This is a genomic window from Enterobacter sp. C6 (assembly GCF_008122455.1).
GTDB classification, from domain to species: domain Bacteria; phylum Pseudomonadota; class Gammaproteobacteria; order Enterobacterales; family Enterobacteriaceae; genus Enterobacter; species Enterobacter pseudoroggenkampii.
Genome location: NZ_QPFW01000244.1, coordinates 15,473 through 40,669 on the forward strand (window position 1 = coordinate 15,473; position 25,197 = coordinate 40,669).

General features: G+C 57.2%; 25 protein-coding genes. 7 read left to right on the top strand and 18 right to left on the bottom strand.

Features of this window, described 5'->3' with window-relative positions; genetic code table 11:
- Nucleotides 1-9: 9 nt before the first annotated feature.
- From ubiE to udp, 3 genes are all read right to left on the bottom strand, one after another.
- A complete protein-coding gene (gene ubiE / locus DOU50_RS18910) occupies nucleotides 10-765 on the bottom strand; it encodes a bifunctional demethylmenaquinone methyltransferase/2-methoxy-6-polyprenyl-1,4-benzoquinol methylase UbiE (RefSeq protein ID WP_023309612.1) in 756 nt (251 codons plus the stop codon).
- Nucleotides 766-831: 66 nt separating this feature from the next.
- Nucleotides 832-2,289, bottom strand: coding sequence for a DNA recombination protein RmuC (gene rmuC, locus DOU50_RS18915; RefSeq protein WP_148769906.1), 1,458 nt, complete (start codon nucleotides 2,287-2,289; stop codon nucleotides 832-834).
- Between the two features lie 140 nt (nucleotides 2,290-2,429).
- Entirely contained in the window at nucleotides 2,430-3,191 is a 762-nt protein-coding gene (gene udp, locus DOU50_RS18920; protein WP_003860792.1) for a uridine phosphorylase, read from the bottom strand.
- A gap of 255 nt (nucleotides 3,192-3,446) precedes the next feature.
- Between udp and DOU50_RS18925 the strand changes: the two genes are divergently transcribed.
- Both DOU50_RS18925 and DOU50_RS18930 read left to right on the top strand, forming a co-directional pair.
- Complete coding sequence (locus DOU50_RS18925) at nucleotides 3,447-4,253, top strand: dienelactone hydrolase family protein (protein WP_148769907.1); 807 nt, start codon at nucleotides 3,447-3,449, stop codon at nucleotides 4,251-4,253.
- A 38-nt stretch (nucleotides 4,254-4,291) separates the two neighbouring features.
- Nucleotides 4,292-5,755 carry a glycoside hydrolase family 1 protein gene (locus tag DOU50_RS18930; protein WP_148769908.1) on the top strand — a complete coding sequence of 488 codons (1,464 nt, stop codon included), beginning with the start codon at nucleotides 4,292-4,294 and terminating at the stop codon, nucleotides 5,753-5,755.
- 48 nt (nucleotides 5,756-5,803) lie between these two features.
- On the opposite strand, the gene metE is transcribed toward DOU50_RS18930, so the two are convergent.
- Complete coding sequence (gene metE / locus DOU50_RS18935; RefSeq protein WP_148769909.1) at nucleotides 5,804-8,065, bottom strand: 5-methyltetrahydropteroyltriglutamate--homocysteine S-methyltransferase; 2,262 nt, start codon at nucleotides 8,063-8,065, stop codon at nucleotides 5,804-5,806.
- Between the two features lie 236 nt (nucleotides 8,066-8,301).
- Here metE and metR point away from each other — a divergent pair, with 236 nt between their 5' ends.
- A complete protein-coding gene (gene metR, locus DOU50_RS18940) occupies nucleotides 8,302-9,255 on the top strand; it encodes an HTH-type transcriptional regulator MetR (RefSeq protein ID WP_032646068.1) in 954 nt (317 codons plus the stop codon).
- Here the strand turns inward: metR and DOU50_RS18945 are convergent.
- The 3 genes from DOU50_RS18945 to pldB form a co-directional block, all read right to left on the bottom strand.
- Complete coding sequence (locus DOU50_RS18945) at nucleotides 9,143-10,042, bottom strand: carboxylate/amino acid/amine transporter (RefSeq protein WP_148769910.1); 900 nt, start codon at nucleotides 10,040-10,042, stop codon at nucleotides 9,143-9,145. The genes metR and DOU50_RS18945 overlap by 113 nt on opposite strands.
- An 82-nt stretch (nucleotides 10,043-10,124) precedes the next feature.
- Entirely contained in the window at nucleotides 10,125-10,925 is an 801-nt protein-coding gene (gene yigL / locus DOU50_RS18950) for a sugar/pyridoxal phosphate phosphatase YigL (protein WP_024907991.1), read from the bottom strand.
- 31 nt (nucleotides 10,926-10,956) lie between these two features.
- The gene (pldB, locus tag DOU50_RS18955) at nucleotides 10,957-11,949 is read right to left on the bottom strand and encodes a lysophospholipase L2 (RefSeq protein WP_024907990.1); all 993 of its coding nucleotides are present in this window, start codon (nucleotides 11,947-11,949) and stop codon (nucleotides 10,957-10,959) included.
- Nucleotides 11,950-12,058: 109 nt separating this feature from the next.
- Between pldB and rhtB the strand changes: the two genes are divergently transcribed.
- A complete protein-coding gene (gene rhtB / locus DOU50_RS18960) occupies nucleotides 12,059-12,679 on the top strand; it encodes a homoserine/homoserine lactone efflux protein (RefSeq protein ID WP_008501533.1) in 621 nt (206 codons plus the stop codon).
- Here the strand turns inward: rhtB and rhtC are convergent.
- From rhtC to pldA, 3 genes are all read right to left on the bottom strand, one after another.
- Entirely contained in the window at nucleotides 12,676-13,296 is a 621-nt protein-coding gene (rhtC, locus tag DOU50_RS18965) for a threonine export protein RhtC (protein ID WP_148769911.1), read from the bottom strand. The genes rhtB and rhtC overlap by 4 nt on opposite strands.
- Nucleotides 13,297-13,357: 61 nt before the next feature.
- Complete coding sequence (gene recQ / locus DOU50_RS18970) at nucleotides 13,358-15,187, bottom strand: ATP-dependent DNA helicase RecQ (protein ID WP_032644788.1); 1,830 nt, start codon at nucleotides 15,185-15,187, stop codon at nucleotides 13,358-13,360.
- A gap of 90 nt (nucleotides 15,188-15,277) precedes the next feature.
- Nucleotides 15,278-16,147, bottom strand: a complete 870-nt coding sequence (gene pldA / locus DOU50_RS18975; RefSeq protein ID WP_024907987.1) for a phospholipase A — start codon at nucleotides 16,145-16,147, stop codon at nucleotides 15,278-15,280.
- Between the two features lie 163 nt (nucleotides 16,148-16,310).
- Between pldA and yigI the strand changes: the two genes are divergently transcribed.
- On the top strand, nucleotides 16,311-16,778 hold the full coding sequence (yigI, locus tag DOU50_RS18980) for an acyl-CoA thioesterase YigI (RefSeq protein WP_008501538.1): 468 nt from the start codon (nucleotides 16,311-16,313) through the stop codon (nucleotides 16,776-16,778).
- A gap of 51 nt (nucleotides 16,779-16,829) precedes the next feature.
- Nucleotides 16,830-17,726, top strand: coding sequence for an EamA family transporter RarD (gene rarD, locus DOU50_RS18985; RefSeq protein ID WP_148769912.1), 897 nt, complete (start codon nucleotides 16,830-16,832; stop codon nucleotides 17,724-17,726).
- Nucleotides 17,727-17,809: 83 nt separating this feature from the next.
- Here rarD and corA read toward each other — a convergent pair whose 3' ends face one another.
- From corA to lptM, 8 genes are all read right to left on the bottom strand, one after another.
- A complete protein-coding gene (gene corA, locus DOU50_RS18990; RefSeq protein WP_008501540.1) occupies nucleotides 17,810-18,760 on the bottom strand; it encodes a magnesium/cobalt transporter CorA in 951 nt (316 codons plus the stop codon).
- Between the two features lie 150 nt (nucleotides 18,761-18,910).
- Complete coding sequence (ysgD, locus tag DOU50_RS23915) at nucleotides 18,911-18,967, bottom strand: YsgD/CorL family protein (protein ID WP_212743980.1); 57 nt, start codon at nucleotides 18,965-18,967, stop codon at nucleotides 18,911-18,913.
- Nucleotides 18,968-19,116: 149 nt separating this feature from the next.
- Nucleotides 19,117-21,279, bottom strand: a complete 2,163-nt coding sequence (uvrD, locus tag DOU50_RS18995) for a DNA helicase II (protein WP_032646073.1) — start codon at nucleotides 21,277-21,279, stop codon at nucleotides 19,117-19,119.
- A 76-nt stretch (nucleotides 21,280-21,355) separates the two neighbouring features.
- Nucleotides 21,356-22,072, bottom strand: coding sequence for a 5-amino-6-(5-phospho-D-ribitylamino)uracil phosphatase YigB (gene yigB, locus DOU50_RS19000; protein ID WP_045909227.1), 717 nt, complete (start codon nucleotides 22,070-22,072; stop codon nucleotides 21,356-21,358).
- Nucleotides 22,072-22,974, bottom strand: coding sequence for a tyrosine recombinase XerC (gene xerC / locus DOU50_RS19005; RefSeq protein WP_024907983.1), 903 nt, complete (start codon nucleotides 22,972-22,974; stop codon nucleotides 22,072-22,074). The genes yigB and xerC overlap by 1 nt, the downstream gene beginning before the upstream one ends.
- A complete protein-coding gene (locus tag DOU50_RS19010) occupies nucleotides 22,971-23,678 on the bottom strand; it encodes a DUF484 domain-containing protein (protein ID WP_048989630.1) in 708 nt (235 codons plus the stop codon). Before DOU50_RS19010 ends, xerC begins: the two co-directional genes overlap by 4 nt.
- A complete protein-coding gene (gene dapF / locus DOU50_RS19015; RefSeq protein WP_024907981.1) occupies nucleotides 23,675-24,499 on the bottom strand; it encodes a diaminopimelate epimerase in 825 nt (274 codons plus the stop codon). Before dapF ends, DOU50_RS19010 begins: the two co-directional genes overlap by 4 nt.
- Before the next feature lie 35 nt (nucleotides 24,500-24,534).
- The gene (gene lptM / locus DOU50_RS19020) at nucleotides 24,535-24,738 is read right to left on the bottom strand and encodes an LPS translocon maturation chaperone LptM (protein ID WP_024907980.1); all 204 of its coding nucleotides are present in this window, start codon (nucleotides 24,736-24,738) and stop codon (nucleotides 24,535-24,537) included.
- Between the two features lie 135 nt (nucleotides 24,739-24,873).
- Between lptM and cyaY the strand changes: the two genes are divergently transcribed.
- Entirely contained in the window at nucleotides 24,874-25,194 is a 321-nt protein-coding gene (gene cyaY, locus DOU50_RS19025; protein ID WP_090420923.1) for an iron donor protein CyaY, read from the top strand.
- The last annotated feature ends 3 nt before the right edge of the window (nucleotides 25,195-25,197 follow it).

The window sequence follows — 25,197 nt, forward strand, 5'->3', positions numbered from 1 at the left end:
CACCTCCACTCAGAATTTGTAACCGCGATGCAGCGCGACGACACCCGCCGTCAGGTTGAAATATTCAACGTTCTCAAATTCTGCATCCTGCATCATGGCTTTTAAGGTGTCCTGATCCGGGTGCATACGGATAGATTCCGCCAGATAGCGGTAACTTTCCGCATCGTTGGCCACCAGCTCACCGATGCGCGGCAGCACGTGGAAGGAATAGGCGTCGTAGGCTTTGCTCAGCGGCTCAATGATCGGTTTCGAGAACTCGAGCACCAGCAGGCGTCCACCCGGTTTCAACACGCGGTACATGGAGCGCAGCGCCTTTTCTTTATCGGTCACGTTACGCAGACCGAAGGAGATCGTGATGCAGTCAAAGGTATTGTCCGGGAACGGCAGCGCTTCGGCGTTTGCCTGAACATATTCCACGTTCCCCACCACGCCGATGTTACGCAGCTTTTCGCGGCCCATTTTCAGCATGGAGTCATTAATATCGGCGAGGACAACGCGCCCGGTTTCGCCCACCAGGCGAGAGAATTTCGCGGTTAAATCGCCCGTACCGCCGGCTAAATCCAGCACCGTTTGTCCGCGACGCACGCCGCTACAGTCAATGGTGAAGCGCTTCCACAAGCGATGAATGCCGAACGACATCAGGTCATTCATTACATCGTACTTCGCCGCCACGGAATGAAATACGTGGGCCACCATGTCAGCTTTCTGCGCTTTGGCGACAGTCTGAAAGCCAAAGTGCGTTGTGTCTTGTGAATCGTCAGCCATCTCAGAGCCTGCTTATCAGTAAAATGTTCGTGAAGTGTAACAGATTGGGCGCGTTTGCCCTACGTTTCAACCACCGCGAAAGAAACGCGCTGGAGTCTCGTCTGGTGATAAATCCACCGCTAACGTGTTGTCTTCACTGTTTGTCTTTTGTTCGTCCGCACCTTCTCGCAGGCGAAACTCGTCGTCCTGGGCGGTGGCCTGTTCCACCAATTCCGGATTAATCTCGCGTTTAACCTCTACCCCCAGGCTGCGGAATGATTCGGCCTGCGCCAGCAGATTGCCGCGTCCCGAGGCGAGTTTTTTCATCGCCTGGCGGTAGTTATCCTGCGCACGATCCAGGCTCTGCCCGACTGAGGACATGTCGTCCACGAAGAGGCGCATTTTGTCGTACAGCTTGCTGGCACGATCGGCAATCTGCTGCGCGTTGCGGCTCTGGTGTTCATAGCGCCACAGGTTCGCAATGGTACGTAACGCCACCAGCAACGTGGTAGGGCTGACAAGCATAATGTTATTTTTGAGCGCTTCGGTGATGAGTTCAGGCTGCCTGTCGAGTGCCAGCAGAAACGCGGGCTCTACCGGAATAAACATCAGGACATAGTCCAGCGAGCGAAGACCCGGCAACTGCTGATAGTCTTTTCTGCCGAGCAGGCGAATGTGGTTACGCACGGAGGCAATGTGCTCCTGCAGCGCCGATTCGCGGGTGTAGTCATCCTCCGCGTTGAAGTAACGCTCATACGCCACCAGGGTCATTTTGGCGTCAATCACCACATCTTTACCCTGCGGCAGCCGCACAATCACATCCGGCTGCATGCGCGAGCGGGCGTCGTTTTCGATACTCACCTGCGTTTCGTATTCATATCCTTCCCGCAGGCCGGAGGCTTCCAGTACGCGGGTCAGCACCACTTCTCCCCAGTTGCCCTGGGTTTTGTTATCCCCTTTGAGCGCGCGGGTCAGGTTGACCGCTTCCTGCGCCATCTGGGCATTCAGCTGCTGGAGATTGCGAATCTCATGCGCCAGGGTGTGCCGCTCGCGGGCTTCCTGACCAAAACTGTCCTGCACCTGACGACGAAAACCGTCCAGCTGTTCACGCAGCGGCGTCAGCAGGCTGTTAAGGCTCTGGCGGTTCTGTTCATCAACGCGGCGGTTGCTGTGCTCGAAAATACGGTTGGCGAGGTTCTCAAACTGTTCGCTGAGGCGCTGCTCGCTGTTGATCATCTGGCGGATTTTGTCTTCCGCATGCAGCTGAGTGGATTCAAGGCGGGTGGTCACTTCGCGGAGATCGGCCTCCAGCGAGGTGTTGATATCACGGAGATTGCGCAGCTCGTTGTTAAGCAGCTCGCACTCGTCGCGCCAGTGGTCACTCAGCGCAAGCTGCTGCTTTGCCGCACTTAATTCAGCGACTATCTCTTCGCGCTCTGCCAGTTGATCGGCCTTCTGCTGTGCATGCTGATAGCTGGAAATGAGCCAGCCTATCGCCATGCCCACCAGCGCAATCACCGCATAAATCAGGACTGAGATATCCACAATGCCCCCTGCATCAACGTATTACCTGCACAAAATAAGATTGTGCTGTATAAACGTCCAGTTTGAAAGGGTTTTCCTGCGAGGCGCTACGCAAAAAATAAAGGCCGAACGTGCCGGCCTTTGATTTCGAAAAGAGGGGACTAGATCAGGCGACGCGCGGCTTCGACCACGATTTTCACTGCATGGCTTTCGGTCTGCTTCATGGTTTCGGCGTTCGGGATCTCCTGCTGGGTACGGTTGACGATGACGCCCGCCACCATACCGGCACGCAGACCCTGGCTTGCGCACATGGTCAGCAGCGTGGCGGATTCCATTTCGTAGTTCATCACGCCCATCGACTGCCACTCTTCCATGGAGCCTTTGAAGCGGCTTACCACGCGGCCAGAGAAGGTGTCGTAACGCTCCTGGCCCGGGTAGAAGGTATCGGACGAAGCGGTCACGCCCACGTGGGTGGTGGCGCCCACGGATTTCGCGGCTTCAACCAGCGCGGTGGTGCACTCGAAATCTGCCACCGCCGGGAACTCCATCGGTGCAAAGTGGAGGCTTGCGCCATCCAGACGCACAGACGCGGTCGTCACCAGCACGTCGCCGACGTTGATATGCGGCTGAATAGCGCCAGTGGTACCGATACGCAGGAAAGTACGAATGCCCAGCTGTGCCAGCTCTTCAACAGCAATCGAAGTAGACGGGCCACCGATACCGGTAGAACACACAATCACGGCTTTACCATCCAGCTCTGCGCGCCAGGTGGTAAATTCACGATGGGCTGCCAGCTTAACCGGCTTATCCATCAGCGCGGCGATCTTTTCCACACGCTCTGGATCGCCAGGGACGATAGCGAGCGTAGCCCCTTGTAAATCGTTTTTAGTGAGGCCGAGATGAAAAACATCAGACTTAGACATAGGTGACTCCTCTGTGGGTCGGTTAGTCAGAAGAAGTAAAACGGTACTTTACAGAAGCAGTAAGCATAATTTCGTGACGCATCTCACCATGAATGAAAATGATTGCATCGAATTTCCATCAAAAAGTGATTTACATCACATTAACAAGTTATATCGTCAGGTGCTGCACAAAAGATAGACCGTTTAAGGCACTGTGAGTTGTTAACCTGGTGTCTATATTTACCTTTGCGCTAACTGATTGGTACGGAGAATGCCATGACTGAAAAAACCGGTTTTGCACCTGCTGCGGCCCCGCATGCCTCAACCATCGTCTCAACGTCTGAAGATGCCATCACCGCGGGTGAGACCTCTATTCCCACGCAGGGAGAGAACATGCCTGCTTACCACGCACGACCAAAATCGGCAGACGGCCCGCTGCCCATCGTGATCGTGATTCAGGAAATTTTCGGTGTTCACGAACACATTCGCGACCTCTGCCGCCGGCTGGCGCTAGAAGGCTATCTGGCCGTTGCGCCAGAGCTCTACTTCCGTCAGGGCGATCCGAACGACTACAGCGATATTCCTACCTTGCTCAGCAACCTGGTCAGCAAAGTCCCGGACGCGCAGGTGCTGGCCGACCTCGACCACGTCGCCAGCTGGGCGGCGCGCAACGGGGGCGATCCCCATCGTTTGCTGGTCACCGGTTTCTGCTGGGGCGGACGCATTAGCTGGCTGTATGCCGCGCATAACCCGCAGCTCAAAGCCGCTGTCGCCTGGTACGGCAAACTGGTGGGTGAAAAAACGCTGAATTCACCGAAACATCCGGTTGATATCGCCACCGAGTTAAATGCCCCCGTGTTAGGGCTTTACGGCGGTCAGGACACCGGTATTTCGCTGGATTCGGTAGAAACCATGCGCCATGCGCTCCGCGCGGCAAATGCGAAGGCGGAGATTGTGGTTTACCCGGATGCCGGGCATGCGTTTAACGCCGACTATCGTCCGAGCTATCACGCTGAATCGGCTAAAGATGGATGGCAGCGGATGCTTACGTGGTTCCGTCAGTACGGTGGTAAAAAAGGGTAAGCCTTTCCCATCATCATGACGCATAAGGAGTGCGTGTTATGGACAATTCCCTCGCGTTTCCACACGGTTTTTTATGGGGCGGCGCGATTGCCGCCAACCAGGCCGAAGGCGCATGGAACGTGGACGGCAAAGGGCCGTCCGTTGCCGACGCTGTCGCCTGGAAACCCAACCTCTCCGTGAAAGATTACAGCGGCCACATGGCCCTGACGGACGAAAATATTCGCGACGCGTTTGAAGGTAAAAATGATGCGCGATACCCGAAACGCCGCGGCATCGATTTTTATCACCACTATAAAGACGACATCGCGCTGTTTGCTGAGATGGGTTTTAAGGTACTGCGCGTATCCATTGCCTGGTCGCGTATTTTCCCGACCGGCGAGGACGCCGCGCCAAACGAGGCCGGGCTGCAGTTTTATGAAGAACTGTTCCGCGAGCTGCGTCGTCATAACATCGAGCCGCTGGTCACCCTTTCCCACTACGAAATGCCGCTGGCGCTGAGCGAAAAATATAACGGCTGGGTGCATCGTAATGTGGTTGATGCCTTTGTTCGCTTCAGCAATGTTTGTTTCGACCGCTACAAAGAGCTGGTGCGTTACTGGCTAACCTTCAATGAAATAGACAGTATTCACCGCCATCCCTTTACGACCGCGGGCATTCGCGAAGAGAAAAGCGCGCCGGGCAACGCGAAACAGGATATCTATCAGGGTCTGCATCATCAGTTTGTCGCGTCTGCACTGGTCACCCGCGACTGCCACGCCAAAATTCCGGGCAGCCAGGTCGGGTGCATGCTGACCAAACTGACGACCTATCCGCACAGCTGCCGTCCGGAAGACGTTGAAGCCACGCTGAAGAAAAACCTGGAAAACTATTTTTATGCTGACGTGCAGGTATTTGGCGACTATCCGCCGCTGATCCTGCGCGATCTGGAACGACGAAATATCCATATTGAAATGCACCCTGACGATCGGCGTATTTTAAAGGCGCATACCGTCGATTTCGTCTCCTTCAGCTATTACATGTCGATGACCGAATCCACTCAGCCTGACGCCGAACGCATTCCCGGGAATACCGTTCTCGGTGTGAAAAACCCGTATCTGCCTGCGTCCGAATGGGGATGGCAGATTGATCCGCTTGGGTTGAAAATCTCGCTGCTGGAGCTGTATGACCGTTACCAGAAGCCGCTGTTTATCGTTGAAAACGGTCTGGGCGCGAAGGATGTGGTCGAAAACGGCAAGATCCACGATAGCTATCGAATCGACTATTTCCGCGCGCATTTCGCGCAAACGCTGGCCGCGATTAATGAAGGCGTGGAGGTGATGGGGTTCACCACGTGGGGCTGTATCGACATCATTAGTGCGGGCACCTCGCAGATGTCCAAACGCTACGGTTTTATCTATGTCGATCAGGACGATGAAGGCAACGGTACGTTGAAACGGCTGAAAAAAGACTCCTTCTGGTGGTACCAAAAAGTGATTGCCAGCAACGGCGTTGATCTGAGCTAAGAATGCGCATTACAGGCCGGGCAGACGCCCGGCCATCGCGCGTCACAATTATGCCTGACGCAAGTTCTGTGCTGCCTTCACCATATTCGCCAGCGCCGCACGCGTCTCCGGCCAGCCGCGGGTTTTCAGGCCGCAGTCCGGATTCACCCACAGGCGCTCAGCCGGAATGCGCTGGGCCGCTTTTTTCAGCAGGGCTTCAATCCACTCCACGCTCGGCACGTTCGGGGAGTGAATGTCGTACACGCCCGGCCCGATTTCGTTCGGGTACTCGAACTCTTCGAACGACTCCAGAAGCTCCATGTCTGAGCGCGACGTCTCAATGGTGATCACGTCGGCGTCCAGCGCGGCAATCGAATCCATGATGTCGTTAAATTCGCAGTAACACATGTGGGTGTGGATCTGGGTGTCGTCCTTCGCCACCGCGGCGTTGATGCGGAACGCTTCCACACCCCACTGCAGGTAGGCATCCCAGTCGCTGCGACGCAACGGCAGGCCTTCGCGCAGGGCCGGTTCGTCAATCTGAATAATGCCAATGCCTGCTGCTTCCAGATCCGCCACTTCATCACGCAGTGCCAGGGCAATCTGTTTGGCGATGGTTTCACGGGTCACGTCTTCACGCGGGAAGGACCAGCAAAGAATGGTCACCGGACCAGTGAGCATGCCTTTCACCGGCTTGTCCGTGAGGGACTGCGCGTATTTCGCCCACTCCACGGTGATCGCTTCCGTACGGCTGACGTCGCCGATCACCACCGGCGGCTTCACGCAGCGGGAGCCGTAGCTCTGCACCCAGCCATTCTGGGTAAACACAAAGCCGTCGAGATGCTCACCGAAGTATTCCACCATGTCGTTACGCTCGGCCTCACCGTGTACCAGTACGTCCAGACCCAGACGTTCCTGCTCGATAATCGCCTGCTTGATGTGTTCGGCGATACCGGTGCGGTAGTGATTCGCATCCAGATTGCCCTTTTTGAAGTCCAGACGCAGGCCACGGATTTCGGTGGTTTGTGGGAAGGAACCGATGGTGGTGGTCGGCCACGCAGGCAGGTTGAAGCGGGCACGCTGCGCTTCGGCGCGGACTTCATACGGGCTCTGACGCTGGCTGTCCTGGGCGGTGATGGCCGCCAGGCGTTTTTCCACCGCCGGGTTGTGCACGCGCGCCGAGTGACGACGCGCCTGGATCGGTACGCTCCATTCGGCGATCGCCGCCGTGTCGCCGCTGTTCAGCGCATCGCGCAGCAGCGTCAGCTCTTCGCATTTTTGCAGGGCGAAGGCAAACCAGCTTTTCACCTCAGCATCCAGGCGGGTTTCGACGCTCAAATCGATCGGGCTGTGCAGCAGGGAGCAGGACGAAGCCACCCATAGCTCACGTTTGCCGACGATGTCTTTTATTTGAGCGTATTTCCCGGTGAGATCGGCACGCCAGACGTTACGACCGTTAATCAGCCCGGCGGAAAGCAGCCAGTCCACAGGCAGGCGCTTATGCAGCTCCGCCACATCGTCTTTACCGTGTACGAGGTCAACGTGCAGGCCCTGAACCGGCAACGCGGTAATGGTGTTAAGGTTCGGCGTTACGCTTTCGAAATAGGTGGTCAGCAGCAGCTTCACTTGCCCCGCCAGCGCGTCATACGCCGGTTTGAAGGCATCGAGCCATTCCTGGGGCAGCTCGAGCACCAGCGCCGGTTCGTCGATTTGTACCCACTGAATGCCGCGTTTGCCCAGCTCAATCAGCACCTGTTTATAGACCGGCAGAATGTCCTTCAGCAGGCTGAGTCGGTCAAACGGCTCGCCTTTTACTTTACCCAGCCACAGGTACGTTACCGGCCCGAGCAGAACCGGTTTCACCTGATGGCCCAGCGCCAGCGCTTCGTCCACTTCATCCAGAAGCTGCGTCCAGGTCAGCCTGAACTGCTGACCTTTCACGAACTCCGGCACCATATAGTGATAGTTGGTGTTGAACCACTTGGTCATTTCCGCCGCTGCCGCTGGCTCACCCGTTGGCGCACGGCCACGGCCGATGCGGAACAGGGTATCGATATCTACCGATCCATCTTTGTTCTGATGACGAGCCGGCACGTTGCCAAGCAGCAGGCTGGTCGTCAGAACATGGTCGTACCAGGCGAAATCGCCCACCGGCAACAGGTCAATGCCCGCCTGTTTTTGCTGATCCCAGTGACGGGCGCGCAGCTCGCGTCCCACCGCCAGCAGTTCTTCACGGGTGGCGTTCCCCGCCCAGTAGCTTTCTTGCGCTTTTTTCAGCTCGCGACGCAGGCCAACGCGAGGGAAACCGAGTGTGTGATTGCGGATTGTCATGTTTTCTTCCTCTAATTAATTGTAAATCCTTTGGATTTTGAATTTAGGGAAGGCGGCAAGTTTGCTCATCCCCGGGAGCTTACATGAGTAAGTGACCGGGGTGGGTAAACGCAGCCAACGCACCATAAATTTAAAAGACGAAGGATTTTAGCCATCCAGATGTTTACACATCCATAATTGGCAGTTACTGTATATTCCTCAAGCGCAATATGTTCATGGCGAAGTGAAGGACTTTCATGATCGAGATAAAACACCTGAAAACGCTACAAGCGTTGCGGAATTGCGGCTCGCTCGCGGCTGCGGCTGCCACGCTGCACCAGACCCAGTCCGCCCTTTCTCACCAGTTCAGCGATCTGGAACAACGCCTCGGCTTCCGTCTTTTTGTGCGTAAGAGCCAGCCCCTGCGCTTTACGCCGCAAGGTGAGATCCTGTTGCAGCTGGCGAATCAGGTCCTGCCGCAAATCGCCAGCGCGCTGCAGGCGTGTAACGAACCGCAACAAACCACGCTGCGTATCGCCATTGAGTGCCACAGCTGTATTCAGTGGCTGACCCCCGCGCTTGAGAACTTCCGCCAGAAGTGGCCGCAGGTGGAGATGGATTTCAAATCCGGCGTGACCTTTGATCCGCAGCCGTCCCTGCAGCAGGGCGAGCTGGACCTGGTGATGACCTCTGACATCCTGCCGCGCAGCGGCCTGCACTATTCGCCGATGTTTGATTATGAAGTGCGCCTGGTGCTGGCGCCGGACCATCCGCTGGCGGCGAAAACGCGCATCACGCCGGAAGACCTGGCGACGGAAACGCTGCTGATTTACCCGGTTCAGCGCAGTCGTCTGGATATCTGGCGCCACTTCCTGCAGCCCGCGGGCATCAGTCCGCAGCTGAAAAGCGTGGATAACACCCTGCTGTTGATTCAGATGGTGGCGGCCAGAATGGGTATCGCGGCGCTGCCGCACTGGGTGGTAGAGAGCTTTGAACGCCAGGGTCTTGTGCAGACCAAAACCCTGGGTGAAGGACTGTGGAGCCGACTGTACGCCGCCGTGCGCGATGGCGAGCAGCGTCAGCCGATTACGGAGGCGTTTATTCGCTCAGCGCGGAACCACGCGTGCGACCATCTTCCGTTTGTGCGGAGCGCGGAGCGACCCAGCGGCGATGGACCCACAGCGAAGCCAGGATCACCGCTCCCCCAATAAGGAAGCTCGGCCAGTGCGGCTGTTGCTGCCAGATGGCGAGGTTGACCAACAACCCAGCCGGGACATGCACGTTATTCATGATCCCCAGCGTACCGGCGTCGACCTGCGTCGCGCCGTAGTTCCACATGAAGTACCCCAACCCGGAAGCCACGACGCCCAGCCAGATCAGCACGCCCCACTGCACGGCGGTGGTCGGCAGCTTGTGCGGGTTACCGAGCATAAACCACGCCGCCACTGCGGCAATCGCGGCACCCATATAAAACCAGGCGAACGCGTTATGCTGCGGCATCGGGCGGGTTTCCATCAGGCGCTTATAGCCCACCATGCCGATGGCGAAACTGATATTGGCGAGCTGGACGAACATCAGTCCGGTCCAGAAGTGATCGCTGACTTTGTCGTAGCGAATAATCGCCGCGCCAATCACCGCCAGCGCCGCGCTAAGCAGGTATCCCCAGCGCAGGTGGCGTTTACTCAGCAGATCGTATATCAGCGTGATGTAGAGCGGCGTCAGCACGGTAAAGAGCAGGAATTCCGAGACGGACAGATAGACATAAGCCCGGAAGCTAAACAGGTACATGATGCCGAGCTGCATCGCCCCCACCAGCATATACAGCACAATCGTTTTCAGCGATTGCCCGCGCGTACGCAGAAACGGCAGGAACACCAGCGCCGCCAGCCCCACGCGCATCAGCACCGAGAAGTAGCTGTCGACCGAACCGGCAAGGTATTCGCCAATCAGGCTAAAGGAGAAGGCCCACAGGATAGTGGTGATAATGAGTAGCGCCACAATGCTTGTCTCTCAGAAAGAAGGAGAGGCATTGTAGCGAACTCTTTAGTTGACATCTGAGCAATAAACAACCAAATGAAGATTATTCAAGGAACAGTTTGCGCAGGTATTTCGGTACCGCATTGTCTGCGTTGGTGCCGATCACTTCCAGCTCCGGGTGCAAATCTTTCAGACGCTGGTGCGCATTCTCCATAATGCAGCCCTTGCCTGCCATCGACAGCATTTCGGCATCGTTCATGCCGTCACCAAAGGCGATACAGTCTTTCAGCTCGAAGCCCAGACGTTTCGCGACGGCTTCCAGCGCGTGGCCTTTGGAGACGCCACCCGCCATCACTTCCAGACAGGTCAGGGTTGAGAAGCTCACATTGACGCGATCGCCCCAGCGGGCGTTGATTGCCTGCTCCAGCGGGAGCAGTTCTTCGTGACTGTCGCAGGTGAAGAACACCTTACTGATCCCCTCCGGCTCCAGCAGACCCGGCTCGTACAGGGAGTAGTTAAATACCGCTTCTTTGAAGAAACGCATTTCATCCGGGCGGTGGCGGTTCATGAACCAGTCGTCGTCACGATAAACGTTGGTGACGATAGCCGGATTATTGTGCACCACGCCAAACAGATCGGCGGCAATATCGCGATCCAGGTTGTGGGTGAAGATCAGGTTGCCGTCGGTATCATGCACGCGCGCCCCGTTGGAGGTGATCATGTACGATTTGATCTCAAGATTATCGCGGATCTGCCCCACGTCGACGTGGTGGCGGCCGGTGGCAAACACAAAGTTCACGCCCCGTGCCGTCAGCAGCTTTAGGGTCTCTTTCGCGTAAGGCGACAGGGTGTGGTCAGGGGAAAGCAGCGTGCCATCTAAATCAGATGCAACAACCTGGTACATAGGGATTTCAACCTCTGGTGGAAAACAATAATCAATTATGCCTGTTGAAAAATTCAACAATGGCGTTGAGCGCGACTGAGCGCATAGCGTCCTTTTCAAAAAGGATCTCATGGTACGCGCCGTTAATGACCAGCGGTTTTCCCCCTTCACAAGGGTGACCGGCGGCCGCGCGCAGTTCACAATAGCGGTCATGCATGCGGTTATCCACCACACGCTCTTCTTCCGCCTGAATCAGGAGTGTTGGTGTATCGTCATTGCCGACACCCGCCAGAACCTGCTCACCGGCAAGGATACCTTCCCGCACCCAGTGGTAGGTCGGGCCCCCCACGCGCAGGCGCGGTTCATCGGCATAAAAACGCAGGTTACGACGATACCGCTGGCGACTGTGGGTCAGCACGTTCATCGCAAACGGCAGTGCCCGCCAGCGTCCCGTCCCGATGGCATAGCCTTCCCGAATGCGCTGATGGCCCTCAGCCCAGTCAAGAATATGACGTACCATCCAGTCAGGAAAACGCATGACGATGCCATACATCGGCGCGGTGAGCGCAATGGCGTCGCACTGGTGAGCGTGGCGCTGTAAAAACAGCGTTGAAATCGCACCGCCCATCGAGTGCGCCAGAATATAGCGCTTTCGCCAGGGGCCGGGCTCGACCTCCTGCTGCCAGAACGCGGCGAGATCGTCGACGTAATCGCTGAAGTTATCCACGTGGCCGCGATGCGTATCCGATAGCAGGCGGCCAGAAAGCCCCTGCCCGCGGTGATCGATAATCAACACATCGAAGCCCAGGTGGAAAAGGTCATAGGCCAGTTCGGCGTATTTGATGTAGCTCTCGATACGCCCGGGGCAGACCACGATGACCCGGTCATTTTTCTTATCGTGAAAACGCACAAAGCGTACCGGTATATCACCGACGCCCGTAAACTCATCTTCCTCACGCTGGCGCCAGAAATCGGTCAGCGGCCCCATGGAGAAAGCAGCAAATGCGTTTTCTCGTGTTTCCCAGTCCTTTTTCTGCTGAAACATCGGGTTTCTACTCACCTAAGCCAAGGAATATCGTTTTTTCGTAACCGGTCACAAAATGACTCAACAATAGCGTATTGTGGCATAAAAACAGACGATTCGGGAGTTTCAAATGACCTTCGAGTGGTGGTTCGCTTACCTGCTGACATCCATCATCCTTAGCCTTTCACCGGGCTCGGGCGCCATTAACACCATGACCACCTCCATCAACCACGGCTATCGCGGTGCGGCAGCGTCAATTGCCGGTTTGCAGACCGGGCTGGGCATTCATATCGTGCTGGTTGGGATTGGTCTGGGGACTCTGTTCTCCCGCTCGGTACTGGCCTTTGAGGTGCTGAAATGGGCCGGGGCGGCGTATCTGATTTGGCTCGGCATCCAGCAGTGGCGCGCGGCAGGCTCCATCAACCTGAACACGCTCGCGCAGACGCAAAACCGCGGTCATCTGTTTAAGCGTGCGGTGTTCGTCAACCTGACCAACCCGAAGAGCATCGTGTTCCTCGCCGCGCTGTTCCCGCAGTTTATCGTGCCGCATCAGCCCCAGGTGATGCAGTACGTGGTGCTGGGCGCGACCACCATTATCGTCGATATCATCGTGATGATTGGTTACGCGACGCTGGCGCAGCGGATTGCGGCGTGGATTAAAGGGCCTAAGCAGATGAAGGCCCTGAATAAAGTCTTTGGCTCGCTGTTTATGCTGGTTGGCGCGCTGCTTGCGTCAGCGCGTCATGCTTAGCGAGAAATGATGAGATGAATGCCGAAGCCGGCGAACAGCGCGCCGGCGAAGCCATCAATCCACTTCGCGATACGCTGGTAGCCGCGGCGCATCGCCGGTAAGGCGAACAGGCTTGCCACGATGGTAAACCAGGCAAAGGTTTCAACAACGATCAGCAGGAAGATGCCCCAGCGTGCGCCCGCACCGACGCTATCGCCGACAAACAGCGAGAACACGGAGCCGAAATAGATAATCGCTTTTGGGTTTGCCAGATTGGTCAGCAGCCCTTTTACAAAGCTGCGGCCGCCCGTTGCCAGCTCCACCTTTGGCTCTTCCGGTTTTTTCTGCTCTTTCTTCAGCGCCCCGCACAGCATCTGGTAGCCCATCCAGCACAGGTACAGCCCGCCGCCAACCATAATGATGTTATGCAGCCAGGCCATCTTCGCCAGAATCAGGTTCAGACCGAGCAGCGCAACGGCCGCCCAGACCATAACGCCCATGGTGATACCGAGCACGCCCATCATCGCCTCTTTGCGGGAGCGGCTGACGGCCGTTTGTGACACGAAGAAAAAGTCCGGTCCCGGGCTCATCAGCGCAACGATGTGCACTAACGCCACGGTGAGAAATAGCATCAACATAATTAACTCGCGGGGAAATAATTCAGTGAGTCATCATCCTGGCACTTTTTCGCCCGGCTGACTACTCCTCATCATCACCATCCGCGTGAGAGCGGATGAGCGCCATAAACTCTTTACCGAAGCGCTCCAGCTTGCGCGTCCCCACGCCGTTGACGCTGAGCATCTCGCTGGCGCTGAGCGGCATCTGCTCGGCCATCTCGATGAGCGTCGCGTCGTTGAACACCACGTAAGGCGGGATGTTCTCTTCATCGGCGATGGCTTTACGCAGCTTGCGCAGTTTGGCAAACAGCTTGCGGTCGTAGTTGCCGCCGTAGGATTTCTGCATCACCCGCGGCTTGAGGGCGACCACGCGCGGCACGGCGAGCTTCAGTTCAACGTCACCGCGCAATACCGGACGCGCAGCTTCGGTCAGCTGTAGCGCGGAGTGCTGGGCAATGTTCTGTGTGGCAAAGCCGAGGTGGATCAGCTGACGAATAATGCTGACCCAGTGCTCGTGGCTCTGATCCTTGCCAATACCGTAAACAGGCAGCTTGTCGTGGCCCATATCGCGGATACGCTGGTTGTTGGCACCGCGCAGCACTTCCACCACGTAGCCCATCCCGAAGCGTTGATTCACACGGTAAATGGTCGAGAGCGCCTTACGCGCGTCCATCAGACCATCGTACTGTTTCGGCGGATCCAGGCAGATATCGCAGTTGCCGCACGGCTCCTGGCGCCCTTCACCAAAGTAGTTGAGCAGCACCAGACGGCGGCAGGTTTGCGCTTCAGCAAACGCGCCCATCGCGTTGAGCTTGTGGCGCTCAATATCCTGCAGCTGTCCCTGCGGTTTCTCTTCCAGACAGCGGCGCAGCCACGCCATATCGGCCGGATCGTAAAACAGCATCGCTTCCGCAGGCAGCCCGTCACGTCCGGCGCGACCGGTTTCCTGATAGTAGGATTCGATATTGCGCGGGATGTCGAAGTGCACCACAAAGCGCACGTTCGGCTTGTTAATCCCCATCCCGAACGCCACCGTCGCAACCACGATTTGCAGGTCGTCGCGCTGGAATTTCTCCTGCACGTCGGCGCGGATGTGGTTCTCTAACCCGGCGTGATACGCGGCGGCGCTAAAGCCGCGGTTTTGCAGACGCGCGGCGGTGTCTTCCACCTTCGCACGGCTGTTGCAGTAGATGATGCCGGACTTGCCGCGCTGCTCCTGGACGTAGCGCAGGAGCTGATCCAGTGGTTTGAATTTTTCCATCAGCATGTAGCGGATGTTGGGGCGGTCGAAGCTGCTGACCTGAATATAGGGGTCGTTCAGCCCCAGCAGGCGAACGATATCCAGCCGCGTGGTGTCATCCGCCGTGGCGGTGAGCGCCATAAACGGCAGCTCGGGGAAGCGCTGACGCAGCTGGCCGAGGGCAGCGTATTCCGGGCGGAAATCGTGTCCCCACTGGGAGATACAGTGCGCTTCATCCACCGCCAGCAGCACTGGGTTCCAGTGCGCGAGATGGTCGAGGAAGTTATCCAGCATCAGGCGTTCCGGGGCGATATACAGCAGGCGGATCTGCCCGGTGCGGCACCCGGCCATCACCTCTTGCTGCTGCTCCCGGGTTTGCGTGGAGTTAAGGCAGGCGGCCGCGACGCCGTTGGCGAGCAGCTGGTCAACCTGGTCTTTCATCAGAGAAATGAGTGGGGATACCACGACCGTCAGGCCGTTAAGCACCAGCGCGGGCACCTGATAACAGAGGGACTTACCGCCGCCGGTCGGCATCACCACCAGGCAATCACGACCTTCCAGCACCGTTTCAATGATGGTTTCCTGGCCAGGGCGGAACTGCTGGTAGCCAAAGGTTTCATGCAAAACCTGTTTAGCCAGCGACTCCTGATTCAATACTTCCGCCTGCGCCACGTTAACCCCATATGCCTGAAATGAAACAGGCGCTATTTTCAGTGCCTGAGAGAGAAACTTCAACGTTTAACGCAAAAACATTCGAGCAGCCTAGAGAATATCGTTCAGCATCACACCCACGCCGATGCGGGTCTGGTTGAAGTTGTAATCGATAAGCGACTCGCCGTAACCGCTGTACACCTGGGTATAGATGCGGACATGCTTCGTCATTGGGTAGCTTAAGCCCACTTCCGCACCACCGTAGCCGGTGTTCCAGTTGTACTGGCCTTTGGCGCTGAGCACGGCATCACCTAGCTGGTAGCCGACCTTGAGCTGGTAATAGCCCATATATTTGGTGATATCCGGGTTGTCATCGGTTTCGCCCACCACATACCACGGCTTCACTTCCACCATCCAGTTACCGTTCTGCGCCATCAGACGCGTATAGGCACGGTTCCAGCTGCGCGAGGTGGGATCGGAACGTCCGTTTGAATCGTGGTTAAAGCCCACTTCGACATCGCGCAGCGTCCAGCCCGCAAACTCATAATCCGTTGCAAAACCGAGGAACAGCTGCGGCTCATAGTTGGTTTCACGGAACGGTGAGGACTCTCCGCTGTTAGAGAGCTGCCACCAGGATTTCTGCGTGTAAGACGCCCCGAGCACCGAGTTCGGCCCCAGAATACCGCGCCAGAACGGGAATGCCAGGCTGAGCTGGAACTTCACCTCATCTTTACGTGCATTATCAGACCAGTTATAGGAGCTTATCGCCTCTTTGTTGAGATCGCTGGTCTGGGTGTAAATCACGTAGTTGGTGTCATACGGATAGAGCGTGAACGGATTGTCATGCTCCTGAAGAAGGTTCGCGATAATGCTACCGTGAACGGCAGGTTTATCATGCACCTCTTTGATCGTCGCTTCCTGCGCATATGCTGTGAAGGGCAGCGCAACCGCTGCCAGTAACCATGCCAGATACGTCCGCATCGGTGGTGTTCTCCTGCAAAAGAGTAAAATTACCTGAATAGTTATGTGGCGGACATTCTACAGACTTCTGCGACAACTGCTGCATCCTCGTTTCTGAAAGTGGCATTCCTTGTTGCCGCGGCATAAAATCAACATTTCGTTAACAATAAGGATGTGATGCCTCATGTCAGCCATGCTTACCGCCGAAGAAGTGTTAAAACTCGTGGGCGAGATTTTTGTTTACCATATGCCGTTTAACCGCGCGCTGGGACTGGAGCTGGAGCGTTACGAGAAAGACTTTGCCCAACTGAGCTTCAACAACCAGCCGATGATGGTGGGTAACTGGGCGCAAAGTATTTTGCACGGCGGTGTGATTGCCTCCGCGCTGGACGTGGCGGCAGGTCTGGTCTGCGTGGGCAGTACGCTGACCCGCCATGACACCATCAACGAAGACGAACTTCGCCAGCGTCTGGCGCGAATGGGTACTATCGACTTACGCGTCGACTATCTTCGTCCGGGACGCGGAAATCGCTTTACCTGTACCAGCAGCCTGCTGCGCGCGGGGAATAAAGTCGCCGTGGCGCGCGTTGAGTTACACAACGAAGAACAGGTGTATATCGCCAGCGCAACCGCCACTTATATGGTGGGTTGAGGCGGCAAAATCGGGTAAAATTAATTCACTTTTTTGTAACGGATTTTCCCGATGGATGCTAAACAGACGCGGCAGGGCGTTTTACTCGCCCTTGCCGCTTATTTTATTTGGGGTATCGCCCCGGCGTATTTCAAGCTTATCGCCTACGTTCCGGCTGACGAGATCCTGACTCATCGCGTTATCTGGTCATTCTTCTTTATGATCGCGCTGATGAGCCTCAGCCGTCAGTGGTCGGGCGTCAAAACGCTGTTTAAAACCCCTAAAAAGGTCTTCCTGCTGGCGCTCTCAGCGGTGCTGATTGGCGGTAACTGGCTGCTGTTTATCTGGGCGGTGAATAACCATCACATGCTCGAAGCGAGCCTGGGGTACTTCATTAACCCGCTGGTAAACATCGTGCTGGGGATGATTTTCCTCGGCGAACGCTTCCGCCGGATGCAGTGGTTAGCGGTCCTTCTGGCCTTCTGCGGCGTACTGGTGCAGCTGTGGACCTTCGGCTCGCTGCCGATTATCGCCCTCGGTCTGGCGTTCAGCTTTGCCTTCTACGGCCTGGTACGCAAGAAGATTGCGGTGGAAGCGCAGACGGGGATGCTGTTTGAAACCCTCTGGCTGCTGCCGGTGGCGGCGATTTATCTCTTCGGCATCGCCAACAGCCCAACCAGCCACATGGGCAGCAACCCGTGGTCGCTGAACCTGATGCTGATGGCGGCGGGCGTGGTGACCACCATTCCTCTGCTGTGCTTCACCGGTGCCGCGACGCGTCTGCGTCTCTCCACGCTGGGCTTCTTCCAGTACATTGGCCCGACGCTGATGTTCCTGCTGGCAGTGGTGTTTTACGGAGAGGTACCGGGGGCGGATAAGATGGTGACGTTCGCCTTTATCTGGGTGGCGCTGGCGATCTTTGTTGCGGATGCGATTTATACCCAACGCAGAATGCGCAAAGGGCTGTGATGTTGCCCTCACCCTAACCCTCTCCCACAGGGAGAGGGAATTCGATCGTAGGGCGGGTAAGCGCAGCGCCACCCGCCAGTTTTTTACAGCCAGTTCCGGCGTTTGAAATAGAGATACGGCGCCAGCCCCGCGAGGATCATAAAGATAATCGCCCCCGGGTAACCAAAGCTCCACTTCAGCTCCGGCATAAACTCGAAGTTCATCCCGTAGCTGGATGCCACCAGCGTCGGCGGCAGGAACACCACGGACACCACCGAGAAGATCTTGATGATGCGGTTCTGCTCGATGTTGATAAAGCCCATCGCCGCCTGCATCAGGAAGTTGACCTTCTGGAACAGGGATTCGTTGTGCGGCAGCAGGGACTCGATATCTCGTAAGATCTCACGCGCCTGCTCCAGCTGACCGCCCGGCAGACGCGCCTTGCGCACCAGGAAGTTCAGCGCGCGCTGGGTATCCATCAGACACAAGCGCACCTTCCAGCCGATATCTTCCAGCTCTGCCAGCGTGGACAACGCTTCGTCATATTCGTCGCCCTGATGGCCTTCCATGATCACGCGGCTCAGCTTTTCCAGATCGCTGTAGATGTTTTCAATTTCGTCCGCCAGCTGTTCAATTTTGGTCTCGAACAGATCGAGCAGCAGTTCGTACGCGTTGCCGTCTACCATCGCCTGGCTGCGGGCGCGCATGCGGTAGAGACGGAATGCCGGTAGCTCACGCTCGCGCAGGGTAAACAGACGGCCGTCGCGAATGGTAAACGCCACGGTGGAGTTACCCGCGTGGTCTTCCGCATCTTCAAAGAAGAAGAAGGAGTGAATGTGCAGACCGTCTTCATCTTCAAAAAAACGGGCGGATGCTTCGATGTCTTCCAGTTCCGGGCGGGTTGCCAGGCTTTGCCCCAGCTCAGATTGTACGCGAAGGCGCTCATCGTCGTCCGGCTCGACCAGATCCACCCATACGGCATCAATGAGGGGCTGTGACTCTTCGGCTTCAAGCCGAGTCAGTCGGTTATTTTCGAGTTGAAATGCGCTCAACATGACCGGGACTCCCAATGCAAAAAATATCGGACAGTTCGGTGGGCACACAGAAACAAATTGGGTTTCAGACCATTAAACAGCCTGACTCAGCGCGACGGGAATAGAGCAGTCGCTGACAACCACTAAGGCCATCAGCAAGAGGAGATAGCCTTAGGAGTTGTTCCTGGATGACAGGGAATTGAGCCAGTATCTACTGGGTGTGTCCAAGGCGAATGTCCTCTTAGCGTAATCGTGCGCGCATGTTACGCCAGCTATAACTGCGGCGTCAACACGCAACGGAACGCTGAAGGGCATTAATTGACCTTCACTGTATAAGGCTAGCAGATTATTGCAAAATAATGATATTTTTCTGAATGTTAGACTGTTTCCAGCTTCGCGTAGGCCGCCACCAGCCATTTGATCCCCTGCCCCTGGAACGCCACCTGCAGGCGGCTATGCTCGCCGCTGCCTTCCAGATTCACAATGGTACCTTCGCCAAACTTCGAATGGCGCACGCGCTGGCCCAGCTTGTAGCCGGTATCGGTTTCCGCAATCGGCGAGCCCATGCGCTGATGGCTGACCGGACGGCTGATGCTTGCCCGCAGACGCACCTCCTCCACGCACTCTTCCGGCAGTTCACCGATAAAGCGCGACGGACGGTGGTAGACCTCTTTACCGTACAGACGGCGGGTTTCGGCGTAGGTCAGCGTTAGCTTTTGCATCGCGCGCGTCACACCCACGTAGGCCAGACGACGCTCCTCTTCCAGACGCCCGCCCTCATCCAGCGACATCTGGCTCGGGAACATCCCCTCTTCCATGCCAACGATGAACACCTGCGGGAACTCCAGACCTTTGGCGGAATGCAGGGTCATCAGCTGAACCGCATCCTGCCAGGTGTCCGCCTGCCCTTCGCCCGCTTCCAGCGCGGCGTGGGAGAGGAACGCCTGCAGCGGCATCAGGTCTTCGTCTTCTTCGTTGTAGCTGAACTGGCGCGTTGCCGTGACCAGTTCCTCTAAGTTCTCAATTCGGGTCTGGCCCTTCTCGCCTTTTTCCTGCTCGTACATGGTGCGCAGGCCGGAGTCTTTAATCACCCGGTCGGTCTGCACGTGCAGCGGCATGTCCGCGGTTTCCTGCGCCAGGGCGTCAATCAGCTCAAGGAAGCGCTGTAGAGCGCTGGCCGCGCGTCCGGCAAGGGCCTTTTCCTGCAGCAGCTCGCGGCACGCCTGCCACAGCGTCAGCTGGCGGTCGCGCGAGGCCTGACGCACCACGTCCAGCGTACGGTCGCCAATCCCGCGGGTTGGGGTGTTCACCACGCGCTCAAACGCCGCGTCGTCGTTACGGTTGGCAATCAGACGCAGATACGAGAGCGCATCTTTGATTTCCTGACGTTCGAAGAAGCGCATGCCGCCGTAAATGCGGTACGGCATGCTCACCTGCAGCAGCGCCTCTTCCAGCACGCGCGACTGGGCGTTGCTGCGATAGAGAATGGCACACTGCTCCAGCGCGCCGCCGTTGTCCTGCCAGGTTTTGATGCGGTTGACCACGAAGCGCGCTTCGTCGAGTTCGTTAAACGCGCAGTAAATCGAAATCGGTTCGCCGTCTACGCCGTCGGTCCACAGCTTTTTACCCAGACGCCCGTTGTTATTCTCAATCAGGGCGTTGGCCGCGCTCAGAATGTTGCTGGTTGAGCGGTAGTTCTGCTCCAGACGGATAGTTTCCGCGCCGGGGAAATCGTTGAGGAAGCGCTGGATGTTCTCCACCTGCGCCCCGCGCCAGCCGTAGATCGACTGGTCGTCATCGCCCACGATCATCACCTTGCCGGTATCACCGGCCAGCAGACGGATCCATGCGTACTGGATGTTGTTGGTATCCTGGAATTCGTCCACCAGGATATTGGTAAAGCGTTCACGGTAGTGCTGCAGAATGTGCGGCTTGTTGAGCCACAGCTCGTGGGCGCGCAGCAGCAGCTCGGCGAAATCCACCAGGCCGGCGCGATCGCACGCTTCCTGATAGGCCTTGTAGACGTTCTGCCAGGTCTGCTCGACCGGGTTGCCGAAGCTCTGAATGTGGTGCGGGCGCAGCCCCTCGTCTTTCTGACCGTTGATGTACCACATCGCCTGACGCGGCGGCCACTGCTTCTCGTCGAGGTTCATCGCCTTGATCAGGCGCTTCAGCAGACGGAGCTGGTCTTCGCTGTCGAGGATCTGAAAATCCTGCGGCAGGTTGGCGTCCATGTGGTGCGCACGCAGCAGGCGGTGCGCCAGGCCGTGGAAGGTACCGACCCACATGCCGCCCTGGCTGGTGCCCATCAGCTGCGCGATGCGGTGTCGCATCTCCGCCGCCGCCTTGTTGGTGAACGTGACCGCCATGATGGAGTACGGTGAGCAGTTTTCCACGCTCTGCAGCCAGGCGATACGGTGAACCAGCACGCGCGTCTTACCACTGCCCGCTCCAGCCAGCACCAGCAGGTTGGTGCGCGAGGCGGCAACCGCGTCACGCTGTTTGTCATTAAGGCTGTCGAGCAGGTAAGAAACGTCCATTGGCACCGTCACGTCATGTCGGGCAGGCGAATAGCATTCGCCAAAACCCTGTTAATTTATACAGAACAATTGATGATTATATCAGCGTCGTGAGGGATGCCAACCGCGAAATTTCCACGTGCGGCAGAAGACGGCTATCGGAGGCGATCATCAGGTCAGCGTTTTCCGGCTTGATCCAGCAGGCCTGCATGCCGCAGCGGATAGCGCCAGCCACGTCCGTGGTCAGGTCATCCCCCACGTGCAGGATCTCACCCAGCGGCAGGTTAAGCTTATCTGCCGCCAGATGGTACATGTCACTGAACGGCTTCGCGCGCCCGTGAGGACCCGCACGCAGCACGAACTCAAAATAATCACTCAGGCCAAACAGCTCCGGCTGGGCATTGCCGTTGGTGATGGCCACCAGCGGCCACTTTTCGGCAAGCTTCGCCAGCGTGTCGTGGGTTTCCTGCGGCACGTCGATACGGCTGCGCCATTTGGCGAAGTTTTCCATGGCCGCTTCCGCCCCAATGGCGGCATCCTGCGCGCTCAGACCCACGTTAAGCATCGCCTGCTCAACCGCGCGACGACGCCATTCGGTCACGTCGTGGTAAATATCCGGCTCGGTCTCCCGCAGGGACTGGCGCAGCTTCTGGAAATCCTTGTTCTGTATCGCCTTCAGCGCGGGATGGTAGTTCTGCACGAACGCCAGCGACTCCTGCTCGGTACGCAGGATCACCTCGCGGTTGTCATAAAGGGTGTCATCAAGGTCAAACGTCAGAGCTGAAATCTGACCGAGTGGGCGGTAAAAACGCATTATTTCCCCCGTTTGGCGCGTGGATGCGCCGCGTCATACACCGAGGCAAGGTGTTGGAAGTCTAAGTGGGTATAGATTTGAGTGGTAGACAGATTTGCGTGCCCGAGGAGCTCCTGCACGCCGCGCAGATCGCCGCTCGACTCAAGCATATGTGTTGCAAAGGAGTGGCGCAGCTTGTGCGGATGCACGTGGCTATTCAGCCCCTGCTTAATGCCCCACTCCGCAAAGCGCTTCTGCACGTTACGCGCCGAGATCCGCTTGCCGAGTTTCGACAGGAACAGCGCATCTTCGTCGGAGCCAAACAGCCCGCGCAGGTCAAGCCAGTGCTCAATCCAGGAGACCGCATTGCGGCCAATCGGCAGGCGGCGCTCTTTGCTGCCCTTACCCATTACCCACACTTCGCCAGATTCCAGATCGAGATGCTTGAGGTCAAGGTTGACGAGTTCAGACAGACGCAGCCCGGCACCGTACATCACCTCCAGCATCGCGCGGTCGCGTACGGCAAGCGGATCGTTAAGGTCGATATCCAGCAGGCGGTTTACGTCGTCGACGTCGATATTTTTGGGCAGATGGCGCGGGGCTTTCGGCGTGGCGATCCCCTTTGCCGGGTTGGCTTTTAAGCCACCCTGACTGACCAGCCAGTCGAAGAAACTGCGCAGCGCTGAGAGCCTGAGCGCCAGGCTCGCCGGGCTGAGATTTTTTTTACGGCTACGCACAACGAATCCGCGTACCGTCGCAGCGTCACATTGTTGCCAGCTTTTCAGGCCGATCTCGTCGGCGATCTGCATGATGGCATCAAGCTGACGCTGATAGTTAAGCAGCGTAATGGGGCTTAGCTGGCGTTCCACGCCCAGATAGCGCAGAAAGCGCGAAACGTCAGTGGCGAGCAGTCCGTCCGTCATACGCGCTCAATCCAGCGCTCCAGCAGCTCGGGCAGCATCAGGGCAATCTCCTGAAGCAGGTGCGTGGCTTGCCCCTGCTCATAGTGATGCGCGTCGCGGCTGGTAAATAACATGACCCCCAGATCGCCGTCGCGCCCCATCAGCGACATCGCCACCGAGCCAATCGCTTTGGCTTCCGGTAATACCACCAGTAGCTCAGGCCCGTTCAGCGGCCCCAGATAGTGGTGCTCATGGCCCAGACGCTGAATGCGCAGCGGTTCAAACGCCTGACGGCTCAGTGCCAGATGGGTAAACCCCGACGGCGCGCCAATGCGCCAGCGGTCAGGGAACAGGCGAATCGTTGCGCCTGCTAGCCCCAGCTCCCGAGCCCAGCGGTGGAAGCGGCTGAGGAACTCGTCAAGACTGTGCGCCGACGCCAGACGCGCCTGCAGATGCAGCAGACGATAGAAAAGGCTTTCGTTGGTGCTGGCCTGCTCCATCAGCAGCGTCATGTTCTCTTCAAGCTGGTTAATATGGTTGCGCGCGCGCGCCATATGCCATTCCACCAGCGACACGGTCCCGCGAACCGGATGCGGCACGCGCATCTCTTCGACAACGCGTGCATTGCGAATAAAAAACTCAGGATTGCGCAGCAGATAATCAACAACAGCCCTGTCGTCCAGTTCCGTCACTGTTTCCTGCAGTTCTTCCCCTGGTTGTTTCATAGATGGATAAACCCGTCATAGACATGTGCCGCCGGGCCAGTCATATACAGTGGATGACCCGGTCCTTTCCAGGCGATATCAAGCCGACCGCCCGGTAATTCCACGCGAACCTCTTCTGCCAGTAACCCCTGAGAGATGCCCACGGCCACCGCCGCACAGGCACCGCTTCCGCAGGCCTGAGTCTCACCCGCGCCGCGCTCGTAAACCCGCAGGCGAATGTGCTCGCGCTTCACCACCTGCATAAAACCGATGTTCGCGCGCTCCGGGAAACGTTCGTGGCTTTCCAGCACCGGGCCGAGCGTTTCGACCGCCGCGGTTTGCACATCATCAACCTGAATCACGCAGTGTGGGTTACCCATTGAGACGACGCCGCACAATACTGTCTGCTCGGCCGCCCGCATAATATAGGTCTTTTCCGCTTTGTTTGCGCGAAACGGCACGACGGAGGGCTCGAAGTTAGGCTCGCCCATGTTTACGCGCACCAGCTCATCATCGGTGACGCTGAGCACCATGCGACCATTGGCCGTGCTGACGCGAATATCACGCTTGTTGGTCAGCCCTTTCAGACGGACAAAGCGGGCAAAACAGCGCGCGCCGTTGCCGCACTGGTTAACTTCGCTGCCGTCCGCGTTAAAAATACGGTAGTGGAAATCGAGGTCGGGATCGTACGGCGGCTCAACCACCAGCAGCTGATCGAACCCCACGCCCAGATGCCGATCCGCCAGGCGACGGATCAGTTCCGGGGAGAAAAACACATTCTGCGTTACCGCGTCGACGACCATAAAATCGTTGCCAAGGCCATGCATTTTAGAGAACTGCATCATTTGCTCCATTGCGCGGGTACAGAACGTTGTCGTCAGAGATTAACCTGAGTCGGGCCACCGTTGTCGCCACGGTCGTTAGTATTTGGCGTGGTAGACTCAATGCCGCTGTTAACCGGTTTCGTCGGCGGCGGTGCGGTTTTATCCGCAGGTGGGAAGTACAGTGGTCCCTTCAGTCCGCAGCCAGTCAGGCTAAACAGCGTGATGAGAACGGCAAGCGTTCGGAAAGCGTTTTTCATTATAAAGTTGCCCGTAAGTTCAAATCTGTTTCTATCATCGCAGGAGAAGACACAAAAGCAAGAGTTTGCCGCTTTCCTGCAACGGGAATTATTTAGGGTTATACTGCCGGCATCACGAAAAACAGGAACAAAACCATGAACGACAGTGAATTCCATCGCCTTGCCGACAACCTGTGGATGACCATCGAAGAGCGTATTGACGACTGGGACGGCGACAGCGATATCGATTGTGAAATTAACGGCGGTATTCTGACCCTGAGCTTCGAAAATGGCAGCAAAATTATTATTAACCGCCAGGAGCCGCTTCACCAGGTCTGGCTGGCCGCGAAACAGGGCGGCTATCATTTCGATCTGAAAGACGGGGAATGGGTTTGCGACCGCAGCGGCGTAACGTTCTGGGATCTGCTGGAACAGGCGTCGACCGCGCAGGCGGGTGAGACAGTGAGTTTCAGGTAGTTT

Excerpts from the sequence above, each read along its gene's own strand:
- DOU50_RS18930 (WP_148769908.1), top strand. The coding sequence starts at position 4,292 with ATGGACAATTCCCTCGCGTTTCCACACGGTTTTTTATGGGGCGGCGCG.
- yigB (WP_045909227.1), bottom strand. The coding sequence starts at position 22,072 with ATGCGTTTTTACCGCCCACTCGGTCAGATTTCAGCTCTGACGTTTGAC.
- uvrD (WP_032646073.1), bottom strand. The coding sequence starts at position 21,279 with ATGGACGTTTCTTACCTGCTCGACAGCCTTAATGACAAACAGCGTGAC.
- xerC (WP_024907983.1), bottom strand. The coding sequence starts at position 22,974 with ATGACGGACGGACTGCTCGCCACTGACGTTTCGCGCTTTCTGCGCTAT.
- lptM (WP_024907980.1), bottom strand. The coding sequence starts at position 24,738 with ATGAAAAACGCTTTCCGAACGCTTGCCGTTCTCATCACGCTGTTTAGC.
- yigL (WP_024907991.1), bottom strand. The coding sequence starts at position 10,925 with ATGTACCAGGTTGTTGCATCTGATTTAGATGGCACGCTGCTTTCCCCT.
- rarD (WP_148769912.1), top strand. The coding sequence starts at position 16,830 with ATGGATGCTAAACAGACGCGGCAGGGCGTTTTACTCGCCCTTGCCGCT.
- rhtB (WP_008501533.1), top strand. The coding sequence starts at position 12,059 with ATGACCTTCGAGTGGTGGTTCGCTTACCTGCTGACATCCATCATCCTT.
- metE (WP_148769909.1), bottom strand. The coding sequence starts at position 8,065 with ATGACAATCCGCAATCACACACTCGGTTTCCCTCGCGTTGGCCTGCGT.
- yigI (WP_008501538.1), top strand. The coding sequence starts at position 16,311 with ATGTCAGCCATGCTTACCGCCGAAGAAGTGTTAAAACTCGTGGGCGAG.
- dapF (WP_024907981.1), bottom strand. The coding sequence starts at position 24,499 with ATGCAGTTCTCTAAAATGCATGGCCTTGGCAACGATTTTATGGTCGTC.
- DOU50_RS18925 (WP_148769907.1), top strand. The coding sequence starts at position 3,447 with ATGACTGAAAAAACCGGTTTTGCACCTGCTGCGGCCCCGCATGCCTCA.
- corA (WP_008501540.1), bottom strand. The coding sequence starts at position 18,760 with ATGTTGAGCGCATTTCAACTCGAAAATAACCGACTGACTCGGCTTGAA.
- udp (WP_003860792.1), bottom strand. The coding sequence starts at position 3,191 with ATGTCTAAGTCTGATGTTTTTCATCTCGGCCTCACTAAAAACGATTTA.
- DOU50_RS19010 (WP_048989630.1), bottom strand. The coding sequence starts at position 23,678 with ATGAAACAACCAGGGGAAGAACTGCAGGAAACAGTGACGGAACTGGAC.
- metR (WP_032646068.1), top strand. The coding sequence starts at position 8,302 with ATGATCGAGATAAAACACCTGAAAACGCTACAAGCGTTGCGGAATTGC.
- rhtC (WP_148769911.1), bottom strand. The coding sequence starts at position 13,296 with ATGTTGATGCTATTTCTCACCGTGGCGTTAGTGCACATCGTTGCGCTG.
- ubiE (WP_023309612.1), bottom strand. The coding sequence starts at position 765 with ATGGCTGACGATTCACAAGACACAACGCACTTTGGCTTTCAGACTGTC.
- pldB (WP_024907990.1), bottom strand. The coding sequence starts at position 11,949 with ATGTTTCAGCAGAAAAAGGACTGGGAAACACGAGAAAACGCATTTGCT.
- cyaY (WP_090420923.1), top strand. The coding sequence starts at position 24,874 with ATGAACGACAGTGAATTCCATCGCCTTGCCGACAACCTGTGGATGACC.
- pldA (WP_024907987.1), bottom strand. The coding sequence starts at position 16,147 with ATGCGGACGTATCTGGCATGGTTACTGGCAGCGGTTGCGCTGCCCTTC.